Source organism: Streptomyces sp. NBC_00193 (genome assembly GCF_026342735.1).
GTDB lineage: Bacteria > Actinomycetota > Actinomycetes > Streptomycetales > Streptomycetaceae > Streptomyces > Streptomyces stoeckheimensis.
This window is the reverse complement of the sequence record NZ_JAPEMM010000001.1, coordinates 642,900-658,880: the sequence shown is the minus strand read 5'-3', so window position 1 is coordinate 658,880 and position 15,981 is coordinate 642,900. Positions and strand designations below refer to the sequence as shown.

General features: G+C 72.2%; 12 protein-coding genes. 11 read left to right on the top strand and 1 reads right to left on the bottom strand.

Annotated elements, in window-relative coordinates; all coding sequences use genetic code 11:
- Positions 1-83 precede the first annotated feature (83 nt).
- Positions 84-1,847, top strand: a complete 1,764-nt coding sequence (locus OG898_RS02635) for a LuxR family transcriptional regulator (protein WP_266954758.1) — start codon at positions 84-86, stop codon at positions 1,845-1,847.
- A gap of 11 nt (positions 1,848-1,858) precedes the next feature.
- Here OG898_RS02635 and OG898_RS02630 read toward each other — a convergent pair whose 3' ends face one another.
- Positions 1,859-2,998, bottom strand: coding sequence for a 3-oxoacyl-ACP synthase III family protein (locus tag OG898_RS02630; RefSeq protein WP_250748861.1), 1,140 nt, complete (start codon positions 2,996-2,998; stop codon positions 1,859-1,861).
- A gap of 295 nt (positions 2,999-3,293) precedes the next feature.
- On the opposite strand from OG898_RS02630, the gene OG898_RS02625 reads away from it, so the two are divergent.
- From OG898_RS02625 to OG898_RS02580, 10 genes are all read left to right on the top strand, one after another.
- Positions 3,294-4,382: a polyprenyl synthetase family protein gene (locus OG898_RS02625; protein ID WP_266954755.1), complete on the top strand. Its 1,089-nt coding sequence runs from the start codon at positions 3,294-3,296 to the stop codon at positions 4,380-4,382.
- Complete coding sequence (locus OG898_RS02620) at positions 4,382-5,524, top strand: mevalonate kinase (RefSeq protein ID WP_266954753.1); 1,143 nt, start codon at positions 4,382-4,384, stop codon at positions 5,522-5,524. The genes OG898_RS02625 and OG898_RS02620 overlap by 1 nt, the downstream gene beginning before the upstream one ends.
- Positions 5,514-6,575, top strand: a complete 1,062-nt coding sequence (gene mvaD, locus OG898_RS02615) for a diphosphomevalonate decarboxylase (RefSeq protein ID WP_266954751.1) — start codon at positions 5,514-5,516, stop codon at positions 6,573-6,575. The genes OG898_RS02620 and mvaD overlap by 11 nt, the downstream gene beginning before the upstream one ends.
- On the top strand, positions 6,572-7,711 hold the full coding sequence (locus OG898_RS02610) for a phosphomevalonate kinase (protein ID WP_266954749.1): 1,140 nt from the start codon (positions 6,572-6,574) through the stop codon (positions 7,709-7,711). The genes mvaD and OG898_RS02610 overlap by 4 nt, the downstream gene beginning before the upstream one ends.
- Entirely contained in the window at positions 7,708-8,823 is a 1,116-nt protein-coding gene (gene fni, locus OG898_RS02605) for a type 2 isopentenyl-diphosphate Delta-isomerase (protein ID WP_266954747.1), read from the top strand. Before OG898_RS02610 ends, fni begins: the two co-directional genes overlap by 4 nt.
- A complete protein-coding gene (locus OG898_RS02600; protein ID WP_266954745.1) occupies positions 8,820-9,890 on the top strand; it encodes a hydroxymethylglutaryl-CoA reductase in 1,071 nt (356 codons plus the stop codon). Before fni ends, OG898_RS02600 begins: the two co-directional genes overlap by 4 nt.
- A gap of 2 nt (positions 9,891-9,892) precedes the next feature.
- Positions 9,893-11,068 (top strand): hydroxymethylglutaryl-CoA synthase, encoded by a 1,176-nt coding sequence (locus tag OG898_RS02595; protein WP_266954743.1) that lies wholly within the window; start codon positions 9,893-9,895, stop codon positions 11,066-11,068.
- A gap of 162 nt (positions 11,069-11,230) precedes the next feature.
- A complete protein-coding gene (locus OG898_RS02590; RefSeq protein ID WP_266954740.1) occupies positions 11,231-12,532 on the top strand; it encodes a DUF4192 domain-containing protein in 1,302 nt (433 codons plus the stop codon).
- Between the two features lie 527 nt (positions 12,533-13,059).
- The gene (locus tag OG898_RS02585) at positions 13,060-15,045 is read left to right on the top strand and encodes a glycogen debranching N-terminal domain-containing protein (RefSeq protein WP_266954738.1); all 1,986 of its coding nucleotides are present in this window, start codon (positions 13,060-13,062) and stop codon (positions 15,043-15,045) included.
- A gap of 105 nt (positions 15,046-15,150) precedes the next feature.
- Positions 15,151-15,897, top strand: coding sequence for an NUDIX domain-containing protein (locus OG898_RS02580; protein ID WP_250748883.1), 747 nt, complete (start codon positions 15,151-15,153; stop codon positions 15,895-15,897).
- The last annotated feature ends 84 nt before the right edge of the window (positions 15,898-15,981 follow it).

The window sequence follows — 15,981 nt, the reverse complement described above, 5'->3', positions numbered from 1 at the left end:
GGTGCAGCGCGGCGGACTATATACGGGGGTAAGCCGGGGTCATGGCAACGAAATTACTCGTGGAGAGTCATAGCCTGAAGGCCGTGGTCAACGGAGAGCAGATCCTGCGTCTGCTCGGTGACCTCAGCATGGACTGTCAGCGATTCCTCAAGGTCGCGGCTGTCTTGGGCCGGTCCTTCATGCTGGAGGACGTTTCCAGAATGCTGGACAAATCCGCGGCCAGCCTTCTTTCGTCCTTGGACGAAGCGATTTCCTCGGGTTTCGTCGTCGCGGCGGAACATCAACTCGTATTCCAGAGCGATTTCCTCCTGGCGGGGGTCATCGATTCGATCCCCGCTCCCGCTCGGGGTGCGTTGCAGCGCGAGGCGATGGGTCACTCCAGGAGGCACGCGCAGTCGCTCGACCGGCAGTTCTGGGTGGCCGGGCACCCGCTGTGGATGGCCGACCACCCGGCCGACCCGCCCCAGGAGGCCGCGGGCGGCTCGGGCGAGGTCTACTCGAAGTCCCACGGCCTGATCATGGACGGCAGGGTGACAGCCGGAATCCGCACGGCGGAGCGCGTCCTCTCCAGCCCTACGAGTCCGGCTTCCGCCCGGCTCGATGCGGAGGCCTCCGTGATCCTCGGGTACTCCCTGCTCGGCATGGAAGAAGCGGAGAAGCGCTCCGCGAGGATCTTGCGGGAACAGGGAGCCGGGCCGGGCGACGTGGCCGGGCTGATGGCGCTGACGGCCCTCTCCAATGCCCGCTGGCGTGCGGGGGAGTTGGGTGAAGGGCTCAGCCTGGGCCGGGCCGCGGTGCGGTACAGCGACGGTGTGGATCCCGTGTGGCGCCTTCACTTCCGGCTGGCACTGGCCGGGAAGCTCGCGAACCTGCGCGAGTTCGACAAGGCCGAGTCGCTGATCGACGAGGCGGAAGCCGGCCTGCGCGAACCGGGCACCCGGGTCTGGGACGCCGCGCCCGCGGCGATGCGGGCCCGGCTGTTCCTCCAGGCGGGACGCGTCGGAGATGCCCGCCGCCAGGCGGAGCTGGCGACCACCGCGGTCGACCGGGACGCGGTTCCCCTGCTCCGGCCCCTCGCGTACTCGGTGCTCAGCACCATCCTGCTCTACAAGGGGGACCTGCCCGCGGCGACCGAGTACCTGAAGCGGGTACAGGGCGAGTCCGAGACGGATCAGGCGGTCCTCTACTCCCCGCAGTACGGCTGGACGGAAGTGCGCATCGCGGTGAAAAGGGAGGGTCCGCGGGCGGCCGTCGAGCTGTTCTCCGACAAATACAGCCATCTGCCGACGCAGCGGAGCCTGTACATCGAGGATCCGGCCGCCGCCGCGTTCCTGGTCCGCCTTGCGCTGGACGTGGGTGACACCGATCTCAGGAACAGCGTTCTCGAAACGATCGGCGGGCTCGCGGGCGACAACCCCGGCATTTCCGTGCTCGGCCTCAGCGCCCTGCACGCGAATGCCTTGGTGAGCGGCGATCCGGCCGTACTGTCGCGCATCATCGCGCAGTCGCCGGACCCGCTCTCGGTCGCCCTCGCGACGGAGGAACTCGCCAAGATCTACGGCGCGAAGGAAGATCCCTCGCGGGCGAAGCCCGGAGAGGCGGCGTCACCGCTCAATTCGGCGTGCTGGTCCGGTCTTTCCGATACGGAGCGGCGCATCGCGTATCTGGTGAGCGCGGGGATGACGAACCAGCAGATCGCCAAACGGGTTCACCTGTCGGCGCACACGGTGAATTACCACCTCCGGAAGATCTACCGGAAGCTGAACATCAACACGCGTGTCGAGCTGGCGCGCGGAGCCGCGAGCTATTCGAGCAGGGCCGCGATCTATTCGATCGAACCCGAGTAGGACTCGGGCTCTCACCTCGACCGTACGGGGGCTGCGGCGTAGGCCGGATTCCGGGCCGGCCCCGCGTGCCGGGTGGGCAGCCAGCGGGTCAGTGCCGAGCCCACCGACATGCCGCCGCCGAAGCCGGTGAGCAGGACCACGTCTCCGTCGGCGAGGGATCCTTCGCGGTGGGCGAGGTCGAGGGTGATGGGTACGGAGGCCGCGCCGGTGTTGCCGTAGGACTCCAGGGCCAGGTGGAAGCTGGCCTCGGGCAGTCCGAGCGAGGGCCAGACCTCCCGGAGCATCACCGCGTTCGCCTGGTGGGCGACGACATGGCGGACCTCGCGCGGGTCCAGCCCCGCGCCGGCCATCAGGTCTCCGACGGCGCCGGGCAGGTTGTCCTGCACGAACTCGCGGACCCGTCGCCCGTCCATCCGGAAGTACTGCAGGCCCTCGTCCAGCGTCCGCACGCTGGTCGGGGTCCGGCTGCCGCCGGCCGGGACGCTGATCAGCTCGTGCTGATCGCCGCGGGTGAGCAGCGAAGTGGCGAATATGCCGCGGTCGTTCGGGGCCGGGCCGAGGACGACGGCCCCGGCGCCGTCACCGAACAGGATGGCGGTCCGGCGGTCGGAGTAGTCGAGGATCCGGGAGTAGATGTCGGCGCCGATGACCAGGCCGTAGCGGTCGCCCGGCTCGGTGCAGAGCATCCGCTCGGCGACCGTCAGCGCGTACACGAAACCGCTGCACACCGCGTTCAGGTCGAAGGCCGCCGCGTTCACCGCCCCGAGCCGGTGCTGGACGATGCTCGCCGTGGACGGCTGCGGGTGATCGGGCGTGGACGTGGCGACCACGATGTACGCGAGCTCCTCGGGCCCGACACCCGCTTGTTCGAGAGCCCGGACTGCAGCGGCCGCGGCGAGGTCGGAAGTGGCCTGACCGGGATCCGCGCGGCGCCGGCTCCGAATTCCGGTCTTGCGGACGATCCATTCGTCCGTGACCCCGGCCCGGTCGGCGATCTCTTCGTTGGAGACTTCGGTCGGCGGGAGGTACGCGCCGGTGCCGAGGATTCCGATGGATCGGATGGATCGGATGGTGACTCCCGGGGTGAGGGGGCGGTTCGCATGACTGCCCGGCGTGGAGAGCGCGTGTTCACGGCCCGTCAATGGATGCATGACCGCCCCGTGTTGTCCGGACCGGCAATCGAAAGCAGTCGGCTCATCGTGACACGAGATGCACGCGTATTTCCCTGACGCGAAATGTCTCACTCGCTTGAGTGGCATTCCGCCCGCACGCGCTCCGCCCCTGCTGATGCCCACTACTCGGTTGAGTAGTGGGCAGGTTGACGCCCCGTGGATAACATCGAAGCATGCCGATCCGTGACGCGATCTCGGCGAATTCGCGCAACTGCGAGTGCAGGTACGAGATTGATTATGAGAGTGACCGTCACCTCGACCGGGAGATGAGAGCATGACCGTCAGTTATCTCGGGGCAGCCGTGGATACGACTGCCATCGACGCCGTGATCAGTGACTTCTTCGGCCAGCGCCGAGCCGAAGCCGACGCGCTCGGCCAGGACTTCGCGGCCGTGGTCGCGGAGCTGGAGAACTACGTCCTGCACGGCGGAAAGCGGGTCCGGCCGGTCTTCGCCTGGCTGGGCTGGATCGGTGCCGGCGGCGACCAGGACGATCCGGGCGCCACGGCAGTGCTGACCGCCTGCGCGGGGCTCGAACTGCTGCACGCGTCGGCCCTGATACACGACGACATCATCGACGCGTCCGACACCCGCCGCGGCCGTCCCGCCGCTCATGTGGCCCTGGCCGCGCGGCATCGGACCCGGCGCTTCTCCGGTGACCCCGAGGCCTTCGGTACGGGAACCGCCATCCTGGTGGGGGACTTGGCCCAGACGTGGTCCGACGTCATGGTGCGCGCATCGGGGTTGTCGGCGGAAGCGCAGACCCGGGTCGGGCCGGTGTGGTCCGCGGTGCGCTCGGAGGTCCTGTACGGCCAGCTGCTCGACGTGATCAACCAGGCGGGCGACGACGAGAGCGTCGATGCGGCCCTGCGCGTCAACCAGTACAAGACGGCCTCCTACACGGTGGAGCGCCCGCTGCAGTTCGGCGCCGCGATCGCCGGCGCGGGGCCGGATCTCGTCGCCGCCTACGGGGCGTTCGGGGCGGACATCGGGATCGCGTTCCAGCTCCGCGACGACCTGCTGGGCGTTTTCGGCGACCCGGCGGTGACGGGAAAGCCCTCGGGCGACGACCTTCGGGAGGGAAAGCGAACGGTGCTGCTCGCGACGGCGCTCCAGCAAGCGGATGAATACGATCCGCAGGCGGCGAGGTTCCTCAGGGCGAAAATAGGGACCGAGCTCTCCGAGAACGAGATAGACACCCTGCGGGACATATTCGTCCATGTCGGTGCGGTGGACCGGATCGAGCGCCAGATCGCGCAAAGGACCGACCGGGCCATGGGCGTACTGGAATCCAGCAGCGCCACCACCCCCGCAAAGGAACAGCTCGCCACGATGGCGATCAATGCCACGCAGCGAGCTCGATGATGACGCTGACGAATGCGCAGACGTATCCCGACCGCACTGCCGCCCCGGGTGACATGGACCTCGAAGAGGGCCGGATCGGATGGGGGCGCGCCCACGCGAAGGCCATTCTGCTCGGCGAGCACGCCGTCGTCTACGGCGCTCCGGCGCTGGCCATTCCGGTCCCGCAATTGCCGGTGACCGCGACCGCCAGGCGATTGCGGTGTTCCGACGAAGGCGCGGACAGGATCTCCTTCGCCATGGCGGGTCCGGGGCCGGGGGCGGTCACGGCGCTTGCCGCGGACGGCCTGCGGTGCCTGCTCCCGGACTTCAAGGCGATCACGGGTGTCGACGGCCACGTGTGTGTCGACGTGATCATCGACTGCGCGATCCCGCAGGGCCGCGGGCTCGGCTCCAGCGCCGCCTGCGCCCGGGCGGCCGTGCTGGCCCTGGCGGACCTCTTCGACCGCCGGCTGGACGCCCGCGAGGTGTTCGATCTCGTGCAGGCTTCGGAGAAGGTGGCGCACGGCAGGTCGAGCGGCATCGACGCGCTCGCCACCGGCGCGACGTCTCCCCTCCTCTTCCGCTCCGGCACCGCCCGGGAACTGCCCGTGCCCATGCCGGGGTACGCCCCCGGGCATTCCGCCGCTCATCCCGCCGCTCATCCCGCCGGGCATTCCCCCGAGCGGACCGACGGCGACGCCGGTGAAGGCCCCCCGTCCTACGCGTTCGACGGGCTGTTCGTCCTCGCGGACAGCGGGGTCAGCGGCAGCACCAAGGAGGCGGTCGAGCTCCTGTGGCGGAAGTTCGAGCGCAGCGCGCAAACGCAGGCGGACTTCATCCTCGGCGCCTCGCGCCTGACCCGTGCCGCCGCACGCGACCTCGCGCACGGCCGAACAAGCGACTTCGGCGCACGCATGACAGAAAACCACAAGCTGCTGCACGAGTTGGGGCTCAGTACGGACCGGATCGACGGGCTGGTCGAGGCCGCTCTGGCGGCCGGCAGCCTGGGCGCCAAGATCAGCGGCGGCGGACTGGGCGGCTGCGTGATCGCGCTGGCCGCAGAGCCGCGCCAGGCAGAGGCGACCGTCCGGAGCCTCCACGAAGCCGGCGCCGTCCGTACCTGGGTAGTCCCGACGGGAAGGTTTGCAAACCATGACGATTAACCACAATTTGGGACTGGCGGAACGGACGGAACGGCCGCAGGGAAGCCTTCTCGGCCCCGGGTCGACCGCCGTCGCCCACCCCAACATCGCGCTGATCAAGTACTGGGGCAAGCGCGACGAGGAACTCGTCATCCCGTACGTCGACAGCCTGTCGATGACCCTCGACGTCTTCCCGACGAACACCACCGTCCGGCTCGACCCGGAGGCGCAGACCGACAGCGTCATCCTCGACGGAAGGCCCGCGGAGGGTGAGCCGCGCCGGCGCGTCGTCGTCTTCCTGGACCTGGTACGGAAGTTGGCCGGGCGTACCGAACGGGCCGCCGTCGACACCCGCAACGCCGTCCCCACCGGGGCGGGACTGGCCTCGTCGGCGAGCGGGTTCGCCGCCCTGGCCGTCGCCGCCACCGCCGCGTACGGGCTGGACCTCGACCCGACGGCGCTCTCCCGGCTCGCCCGGCGCGGCTCCGCCTCGGCCTCCCGGTCGATATTCGGCGGCTTCGCCCTGTGCCACGCGGGCCAGGGCGTCGGCGAGGCGGCGGACCTCAGCTCCTACGCCGAGCCGGTGCCCCTCCCCGACTTCGACCCCGCCCTGGTGGTCGCCCTGGTCAACGCCGGCCCCAAGGCCGTGTCCAGCCGGGCGGCGATGCGGCGGACCGTCGAGACCTCGCCGCTCTACCAGGCCTGGGCGACGTCGAGCAAGGGCGACCTGACCGACATGCGCGCGGCGCTGCTCCGCGGCGACCTCGACGCGGTGGGGGAGATCGCGGAGCGCAACGCCCTCGGCATGCACGCGACGATGCTGGCCGCGCGGCCGGCGGTGCGCTACCTGTCACCGGCCACGGTGGCCGTCCTCGACGGCGTCCTGCAGCTCCGCAAGGACGGCGTCGCGGCCTACGCGACCATGGACGCCGGACCGAACGTCAAGGTGCTCTGCCACCCCGAGGCAGCGCCCCGGGTAGCCGAAACGCTGCTGGCCGCCGCCCCCGGATGCTCGGTGCTCACTGCCCGGCGCGGTCCGGGAGCCCGGCTGCGTACGGCGGACGAACAGTGACCGGTACGAGAACGGTGACCCGGCACGCGCCGGGCAAGCTGTTCATCGTCGGCGAGTACGCGGTGGTGCAGCCGGGCCACCCGGCGATCCTCGCAGCCGTCGACCGGCAGGTCTCCGTCACCGCATCGGCGGCCCACAGCGGCGGTGCCGACGTAGTGATCGATTCCGACCTCTGCCCGGGAGAGGCGCGACTGCGCCGGGGTGACGGCGGGCTCGCCGCACTCGGCGCGGACGACGAACAACGGGTGCGGGACGGCCTCACCCACGTGGTGTCGGCGATCGAAACGGTCGAGGGGCTGATGGCCGAGCAGGGCCTGTCCGCACCTCCCGTCCACCTCTCGATCAGCAGTCGCCTGCACCACGAGGGAACCAAGCTCGGCCTGGGATCGAGCGGCGCGGTGACGGTCGCCTCGGTGTCCGCCGTAGCCGCGTACTACGGCATGGAGCTGTCGCACGAGGACCGGTTCCGGCTCGCGATGCTCGCGACGGCGCGGCTCGACGCCCGTTCCTCCGGCGGCGATCTCGCCGCGAGCGTCTGGGGCGGATGGATCGAGTACCGGGCGCCCGATCGGGCCGCCGTACTCGACCTCGTGCAGCGCCGGGGCATCGAGGAGTCGCTCCGTACGCCGTGGCCGGGGTTCGGGATACGACGGCTGCCGTCGCCCCGTGGGCTGGCGGTCGAAGTGGGCTGGACCGGCCGGCCGGCCAGCACCGCCTCCCTGGTCGGGAGCCTCGGACGGCGCGCGTGGCAGGGCAGCGCGTCCCAACGGAGCTTCCTGGAACGCAGCGACACGTGTGTGCGCGCCTCGGTCGACGCACTCGAACGGGGCGACGGCCCCGAGCTGCTCCGGCAGGTCAGGGGCGCCCGCCGGATGCTCGCCGAACTGGACGAAGAGGTCCGGCTCGGAATCTTCACCCCCACGCTGACCGCGCTGTGCGACGCCGCCGAGACCGCCGGCGGGGCGGGGAAACCGTCGGGCGCCGGAGGCGGCGACTGTGGCATCGCGCTGCTGGACGCCACGGCGGAAGACGCCACGGTGCACGAGCAGATCGCGCACCTGCGGAAGGGATGGGCCGCCGCAGGGGTGCTCCCCGTGCCGATCCATCTCCAGTCGACGAAAGGGAGCGCAGCATGATCGCTGAGCGCAAGGACGACCACGTGCGGTTCGCCGCCGAGCAACAACGCCACCTGGGCGGCTACAACCAGTTCGACGAGGTGTCCTTCGTCCACCACGCCCTGGCCGGCATCGACCGCTCCGACGCGTCGCTGGTCACGCGGTTCGGCGGCATGGAATGGAAGGTGCCGCTGTACATCAACGCGATGACCGGCGGCAGCGCGAGGACCGGCGCCATCAACCGGGACCTGGCGATCGCCGCCCGCGAGACCGGAGTGCCCATCGCGACCGGCTCCATGAGCGCCTACTTCGCCGACGAGTCCGTGGCCGACACCTTCGGCGTGCTGCGCCGCGAGAACCCGGACGGGTTCGTCATGGCGAACATCAACGCCAACGCCTCCGTGGAGAAGGCGCGGCGGGCCGTGGACCTGTTGCAGGCGGACGCCCTGCAGATCCACCTCAACGTCATCCAGGAAACGGTCATGCCGGAGGGCGACCGCTCCTTCTCCTCCTGGGGGCCGCAGATCGAGAAGATCGCGGACGGAGTCGGCCCCGACGTCCCGGTGATCGTGAAGGAAGTCGGCTTCGGACTGAGCCGCGAAACCATCTCGGCCCTGAGCGACATGGGCGTGCGCGTGGCCGACGTCGCCGGCCGCGGCGGCACGGACTTCGCGCGCATCGAGAACGACCGGCGCAAGCACGCCGACTACGGCTACCTCAACGGCTGGGGCCAATCAGCCCCCGCCTGCCTGCTGGACTCCCAGCACGCCGCCATCCCGGTACTGGCGTCCGGCGGCGTCCGCAACCCGCTCGACGTGGTGCGCGGACTGGCGCTCGGCGCCGCCGCCGTGGGCGTGTCCGGAGGATTCCTGCGGACCGTCCTCGACGGCGGCCCGTCCGCCCTGATCACGCGGATCACCACCTGGCTCGACCAGGTGGAAGCACTGATGACCGCGCTGGGCGCGCGCACCCCGGCCGATCTGAGCCGGTGCGACGTACTCGTCCACGGCGACCTGCGCGCCTTCTGCGCCGACCGGGGGATCGACACCCGCCGGCTGGCCACCCGCTCCCGCTCCCGCTCCCACACCCACTCCCACGACACCGCTCACGAAACGGTTGGAGAGATCCGATGAACGACACGCACGCGGTCGCAGGCGTTCCCCTGAAGTGGGTAGGCCCCCTCAGGATTTCGGGGAACGTGGCGAACGTCGAGACGGAGGTCCCGCTCGCCACGTACGAGTCGCCCCTGTGGCCCTCCGTCAACCGCGGGGCGAAGATCTCCAGGCTGGTCGAGCAGGGCATCGTCGCCACCCTCATCGACGAGCGGATGACGCGCTCGGTGCTCGTCACGGCCCAGGACGCGCAGACCGCGTACCTGGCGGCGCTCGAGGTCGACGCCCGGTTCGACGAGCTGCGCGCCGTCGTCCGCACCTGCGGCCGCTTCGTCGAACTGATCGGGTTCCGCCACGAGATCGTGGCCAACCTGCTCTTCCTGCGGTTCGAGTTCAGCACCGGCGACGCCTCCGGGCACAACATGGCCACGCTGGCCGCGGACGCGCTCCTGAAGCACATCCTCGGTGCCATTCCGGGGATCGAGTACGGCTCGATCTCCGCGAACTACTGCACCGACAAGAAGGCCACCGCCATCAACGGCATCCTCGGCCGGGGCAAGAACGTGGTCACCGAGCTGCTCGTGCCGCGCGAGATCGTCCGCGACGTGCTGCACACCTCGGCCGGCGCGATAGCCGAGCTGAACGTGCGCAAGAACCTGATCGGCACCCTGCTCGCCGGCGGAATCCGCTCGGCCAACGCCCACTACGCGAACATGCTGCTCGGGTTCTACCTGGCGACGGGCCAGGACGCGGCCAACATCGTCGAAGGCTCCCAGGGCGTGACCGTGGCCGAGGACCGGGACGGCGACCTGTACTTCTCCTGCACCCTGCCGAACCTGATCGTCGGAACGGTCGGCAACGGAAAGGGACTCGACTTCGTCGAGGAGAACCTGACGCGCCTGGGCTGCCGCGAAGAGCGCGAGCCCGGGGAGAACGCACGGCGACTCGCGGTCATGATCGCGGCGACGGTGCTGTGCGGCGAGCTCTCCCTCATGGCCGCGCAGACCAACCCGGGCGAACTCATGCGGGCGCACGTCGCACTGGAGCGCACGCCCTCGACGACATCGACCACGAAGATCGGACGGTAGAGATGCCCAGGGACCTCGCGGTCGGAATCCACGACCTTTCCTTCGCCACCGGCCAGCTCGTCCTCACGCACGAGACGCTGGCCGCCCACAACGGCACCGAGCTGGGCAAGTACCACGTGGGCATCGGCCAGCGGTCGATGAGCGTGCCCGCCGCCGACGAGGACATCGTGACGATGGGGGCTGCCGCTGCCGCCCCCGTCCTCGCCCGGCACGGCGCCGACCGGATCCGTACGGTCGTCTTCGCCACCGAGTCCTCCGTCGACCAGGCGAAGGCGGCTGGCATCCACGTGCACTCGCTGCTGTCGATGCCCTCCGCCACCCGCGTCGTCGAGCTCAAGCAGGCCTGCTACGGGGGGACCGCGGCCCTGCAGTTCGCCATCGGGCTCGTCCACCGCGACCCCTCGCAGCAGGTCCTCGTGATCGCGAGCGACGTCTCGAAGTACGAGCTGGACCAGCCGGGCGAGGCCACCCAGGGGGCCGCGGCGGTGGCCATGCTGATCAGCGCGGACCCCGCTCTGGTGCGCATCGAGGAGCCGTCGGGGGTGTTCACCGCCGACATCATGGATTTCTGGCGGCCGAACTACCTCACCACCGCCCTGGTCGACGGGAAGGAGTCCGTCTCCGCGTACCTGCAGGCCATGGACGGTGCGTGGAAGGATTACACCGAGCAAGGCGGCCGTGCGTTCGAGGAGTTCGCGGCGTTCTGCTACCACCAGCCGTTCACGAAGATGGCCCACAAGGCTCACCGGGCCCTGCTCGAGACCTGCGGGCGGGAAGTCGACGAGGCCGAGGTCGTCCGCGCCGTCGGGCGGACGACGGCCTACAACGAGGACATCGGAAACAGTTACACCGCATCCGTGTACCTCGGGCTGGCCGCCCTGCTCGACAACGCCGACGATCTGACCGGGCAGGCCATCGGCCTGCTCAGCTACGGGTCGGGCAGCGTCGCCGAGTTCTTCGCCGGAGTCCCGGTCCCGGGCTACCGCGCGCACCTGCGCTCCGAGCAGCACCGAGAGGCGATCGCCGGGCGCCGGGAGATCGGCTACGCCGACTACCGGGAACGCCACGAGCAGGCCTTCCCGGTCGACGGCGGCGACCACCCCGCGCCGAGGGAGACCACCGGGCCGTACCGGCTGGCCGGGCTGTTCGGGCACAAGCGGGTGTACGAGCCGAGGTAGTCGAGGTCGTCGAGGTGCCGGCGGTGCCCTACGGCGCCGCCGGTTCTCTGCCGCCGGGCTCCGCCGCCGGTTCTTCGCCGTCGGGCTCCGCTGTCGGTTCGCTGCCGTCGGGAGTTATCCACAGGGGTTTCCGGATCCGGTCGGACACGGGACCTTCGGGACATGACGAACAACAACCACGATGCGGCACGCATCCCGTCCGATCCCTCGTCCACCGGCACGTCCGGAGGCGTCGATGCATCCCGGATCACCCTGCGCAGTCCGGCCGAACTGGCCGATGCGCTGCCCTACATGCTCGGCTTCCATCCGAGCGACTCCCTCGTCATGGTCGCCGTCCACGGGGAGGCCGGCCGCTTCGGCGGCCGGCTCCGGGTGGGCATTCCCGCGGTCCCCGACGAGTGGGAGGACACCGCCCGGCAGGTCGCCGACTGTCTGATCCGCGGCAGCGTGCGGCGCGGGTCCCGGCCCGACGGCATCATCGTCTTCCTCTGCCAGGACCCGCAGCGCGGCGACAGCGCGCAGCGGGTGATGACCAGGCTGCGCCCGCTCGCGCAGCGGATCCGGCTGGCCTGCGGAGCCCTGGACGTGCCCGTGCTGGAGGCCCTGTGCCTCTCCGCCGGGCGGTACTGGTCCTACTGCTGCCCGGACGGGCGGTGCTGCCCCGCCGAGGGCACCGCGCTGGCCGCGCCGGGCACCTCGGTGATGGCGGCCGCGGCCACTTTCGCGGGACTCCGGGTACGGGGCTCCCTCCGGGAGATCGAGCGCAGGCTGACACCGCTGCGCGGGACGCTGGCCGACGAGATGGAAGGGGCCCTGGACCGGGCGGCCGTCGCGCTGGTGCCGAAGATCCTCGACGGGGCCACCCGGGAGGAGGTGGGGGCCGAGACCGTCCTGCTCGCCCGCGCGCTGATCCAGCGCATGACCCTGGCGCCGCCGTCCGAAGGCGGCCCCGGAGCCGATGCCCGGGACGACGGGCTACTGGGCCACGACGAGGCCGCCTCGTTGATCCTCGGGCTCCAGGACCGCGAGATCCGCGACATCGCCGCCGAGTGGATGGAGGGCGAGGAGGCGGCCCCCGCCCTGCGGCTCTGGCGCGCCCTGGCCCGGCGCTGCGTCGGGGCCTACGGGGAGCACGCGGCGGCTCCCCTCACCCTGGCGGGCTGGGTCTCCTGGTCCACGGGGGATGAGCCGACGGCCAGGATCGCCCTGGGGCTGGCCCTGCGGGCGGACGAGAGCTATCGCTTCGCGCAGCTGCTGCACCATGCGTGCAACGAGGGGATCGACCCGGAGGGGCTGCGGGAGTGCCTGCGGGAGGAGCGGCGGCGCCGGGAACCGCGCCGCGGGCGCCTGCCCGCAGGACCCCGGCGGGCGGGCTCCGCCACCAGGCCGCCCGGCCGCCCGGGCAGGACGGGCAGGACGATCGGCCGCCGCGAGTCCGGCAGCACCGCGGGGAGCGAGCAGTGAGGCGCGGGTGGGGGTGGACCTCCGGCGGGGGTTGCTGCCGCGGCCGGGTTGCGGGCGGGGTGGGCCGTCGGGTCGCGGGCCGGGGCACGGGCGGGTCGGGCGGTCGGGTTGTGGGCCGGGATACGGGCGGGCCGGGCGGTCGGGTTGTGGGCCGGGACACGGGCCGGCCGGGCCGTCGGGGTGCGGGCTGGGATTCGGGCCGGCTGGGTCGTCGGGGTGCGGGCTGGGATTCGGGCCGGCTGGGTCGTCGGGGTGCGGGCTGGGATTCGGGTCAGGTGTGCGGTCGGGATGAGGGCCGGGTCGGCGGTCCGGGGGAGGGGTGCGGGTCCGGGCTCCGGGCGTGGCTGCGGGGAGGGGCGCGAGCGGTCCTGAGGCGGCCGTCCCCGCGAAGGCCGGTGCTCCACCGGGCGCAGCCCCCACCGGGGCCCGTGACCCGGGCGGGGGCGGGGGCGTTGCGCTGGGGGGTGGTGGGGATCCGGCCGCGCCGCCGCCCAGCCGACCCACCCGGAGCGCAGACAAGGCGACCCATGTCCCACCCCGTACCCCCCGCCCGCGTAGCCCCCACCCGCAGGGCCGACCTGCCGCCCGTGCACGGTGCCGTCATCTGCGTCTCCGCGCCGTGCCTGGTCATCTCGCCCGAGCACGGCCAGCTCACCGGACAGGGCGTCGACGGGATCTACCGCGCCGGGCTCAGGCTGCTGTCCCGCTGCGTGCTGCGCGTCGCGGGCCGGGACCCGGTCGCGGTCCAGGGCCGCAGCCTCGGCGCCGACCGGGCCTCCTTCACCGCGACCGTCCGCACCGGAGCGGAGCCCGGTCCCGACCCCGACGTCGGGATCGAGCGGATCCGGCACGCCGACGGCACCGAGCGGATCACCCTGCGCAGCTACACCGGCCGGCCCCTGCGGATCCCGGTGGAGGTCTCGCTCGGCACCGACCTGGCGGAGCTGGCCGACGTGGCCGCCGGCCGGGCCGGGCCGGAGCTGCCCGCAGCAGTGCACGCCGCCGGACTGCGCTGGACCGCCGACGAGGCCCAGGCCGTCACCGCGGCCGAGCCGCCTCCGGACGACGCCCTGGCCTCGGCCGGGCTGCTGCGCTGGCAGCTCGAACTGCGCCCCGGCGAGTCCCGCACCATCGAGCTGCGGACCACCCGGGACCGAGGAGCCCGGGCCCCCGCCGGACAGGTGGCCAACCCGCTGTCCGACGACGCCCGCGCGGAGGGCGACGACCCGCGGGCCGAGGCATGGCTGCGCACGAGCGTGCAGGACCTGGGCGCCCTGCTGCTCAGGGATCCGAAGCAGCCGGCCGACAGCTACGCGGCGGCCGGAGTGCCGTGGAGGCTCGGGCTGGCCCCGGCGGAGTCCCTGTGGGCCGCCCGCATGGCGCTCCCACTCGGCACCGGACTGGCCGCCGCGACCCTGCGGATCCTGGCCCGGACCCAGACCGCAGGGCGGGGCGCCGACGCGGGGAAGATCCCGGGGCCGCTCCGGGGTGCGGGGCCGCAGCTGCCCCCGGGGTGCACCGGGACCGAGGCGACGCTCGCCTTCCCCGCGGTGCTCGCCGAAGCCCGGCTCTGGGGGATGCCCGAGGCGGAGGTGGCCCAGCTGCTGCCCGCCGCCGAGCAGTGCCTGGAGTGGATCCGGGGCGCCTTCGGGGAGGACGGCTTCCTGGCCGATCCCGATCCGGGACCCCGGCGCTGTGAAACCCAGGCCCACGCCCACCGCGCCCTGCTCCTCGGCGCCGACCTGCTCGCCGGGTGCGGGAGGCCCGGAGCCGAGGAGTGGCGGGACCGGGCGGCCGAACTGCGGGAGCGGTTCGCAGCCCGCTTCTGGGTCGACGGCCCCGACGGCGGCCGGCCCGCGGCGGCCCTGCATCCCGACGGGCGGCCCCTGCCCCGGCTGACGGGGGCCGCCGCCCACCTGCTGGACACCGGGCTGCTCGGCGGCGGCCGGCTCGCGCGCGGGCTGCTCGACCGGGTCCGCACCGAGCAACTTGCCCGGCTGCTGGGAGCCCCCGCCATGGACTGCGGCTGGGGGCTGCGCAGCATGGCGGTCCGTGAGCCGGGGCACAACCCGTTCGGGTACCGCTCGGGCGCGGTGCGACCGTACGAGAGCGCGGTCGCCGTGGGCGGCCTGGCCCAGGCGGGCTTCGAGAAGGAGGCCACGGGGCTGCTCCGGGGCCTGCTGGACGCGGCGGAGGGCTTCGGCTACCGCCTCCCGGAGATGTACGCGGCCGAGCAGCGCACCGAGGGCAGTGCTCCGCTTCCGCATCCGGCGGCCTGCCGGCCGGCGGCGGTCGCGGCGGCCGCGGGGATCCACGTACTGACCGCGCTGGCCGGTATCCGTCCGGACGCCCCCGCCGGCACGGTCGCCCTCGTACCGCTCCCCGGGGCTCCGCTCGGCGGGCTCCGCCTCTCAGGGCTGCGGGTTTCGGGGGAACCCTTCGCCGTCCGGATCAGCCGGACGGGCCTGGGCATGGTGGAGGAGGCCGCCGATGCACTGCAACTGGGCGGGTAGGAGGCACCCTGCAGATCGGGCCGCACCAGGTCGGGGCTTCCGGTTCCCGGGTCCGAAGATCTCCAAAGCTCTGTTTATCGTCAGGCAGACGACTATGATCGCGTCATGTCGCCCTACGACCCGTCGGCCTTTCCGCCCTTCGCCGTCACCGTCGACCTGGTCGTGCTCACCGTGCGGCGCCATGCGCTCTGCGCGCTGGTCATCCGACGGGGTGAGCAGCCGTTCCAGGGACGCTGGGCGCTGCCCGGCGGCTTCGTCCGCGGGGACGAGGACCTGTCGGCGGCCGCGGCCCGTGAACTGTCCGAGGAGACCGGCCTCTGCGCCCACGACCCGGCCGCTCCGGACGTGGGCAACGGGGCACACCTCGAACAGCTGGCGACCTACGGTGATCCGAAGCGGGATCCGCGCATGCGCGTGGTCAGCGTCGCGCATCTGGTGCTGGCTCCGGACCTGCCCGCCCCGCGGGCCGGCGGCGATGCCAACAGCGCGCGCTGGGCTCCCGTCGACGAGCTCCTGTCCACGGACGGCCAGACCGGCGCCGGACTCGCCTTCGACCACGAGCAGATCCTCGCCGACGGGGTCGAGCGGGCCCGCTCGAAGATCGAGTACTCCTCGCTGGCCACCGCCTTCTGCCCGCCCGAGTTCACCGTCGGCGAGCTGCGCCGGGTCTACGAAGCCGTCTGGGGGGTCGCCCTCGACCCCCGCAACTTCCACCGCAAGGTCACCGGCACCCCCGGGTTCCTGGTCCCGGCCGGGGGTACGACGACGCGTCAGGGCGGCCGTCCCGCCCAGCTGTTCCGGGCCGGCGGGGCCACCCTGCTCAACCCGCCGATGCTGCGCCCGGAAGTCTGACGCACGGGCGCCCCGCACCGCCTCCGGGGCGCCGCCCGAGCCGGTGGCCCGGCCGGTGTCCGAGCTCGCACGGCCGGGGGCGAC

What these genes read in the sequence shown, in the direction of transcription:
- OG898_RS02585 (WP_266954738.1), top strand. Translation starts at nt 13,060, where the DNA reads ATGTCCCACCCCGTACCCCCCGCCCGCGTAGCCCCCACCCGCAGGGCC.
- mvaD (WP_266954751.1), top strand. Translation starts at nt 5,514, where the DNA reads ATGACGATTAACCACAATTTGGGACTGGCGGAACGGACGGAACGGCCG.
- OG898_RS02600 (WP_266954745.1), top strand. Translation starts at nt 8,820, where the DNA reads ATGAACGACACGCACGCGGTCGCAGGCGTTCCCCTGAAGTGGGTAGGC.
- fni (WP_266954747.1), top strand. Translation starts at nt 7,708, where the DNA reads ATGATCGCTGAGCGCAAGGACGACCACGTGCGGTTCGCCGCCGAGCAA.
- OG898_RS02580 (WP_250748883.1), top strand. Translation starts at nt 15,151, where the DNA reads ATGTCGCCCTACGACCCGTCGGCCTTTCCGCCCTTCGCCGTCACCGTC.
- OG898_RS02595 (WP_266954743.1), top strand. Translation starts at nt 9,893, where the DNA reads ATGCCCAGGGACCTCGCGGTCGGAATCCACGACCTTTCCTTCGCCACC.
- OG898_RS02630 (WP_250748861.1), bottom strand. Translation starts at nt 2,998, where the DNA reads ATGCATCCATTGACGGGCCGTGAACACGCGCTCTCCACGCCGGGCAGT.
- OG898_RS02625 (WP_266954755.1), top strand. Translation starts at nt 3,294, where the DNA reads ATGACCGTCAGTTATCTCGGGGCAGCCGTGGATACGACTGCCATCGAC.
- OG898_RS02590 (WP_266954740.1), top strand. Translation starts at nt 11,231, where the DNA reads ATGACGAACAACAACCACGATGCGGCACGCATCCCGTCCGATCCCTCG.
- OG898_RS02620 (WP_266954753.1), top strand. Translation starts at nt 4,382, where the DNA reads ATGACGCTGACGAATGCGCAGACGTATCCCGACCGCACTGCCGCCCCG.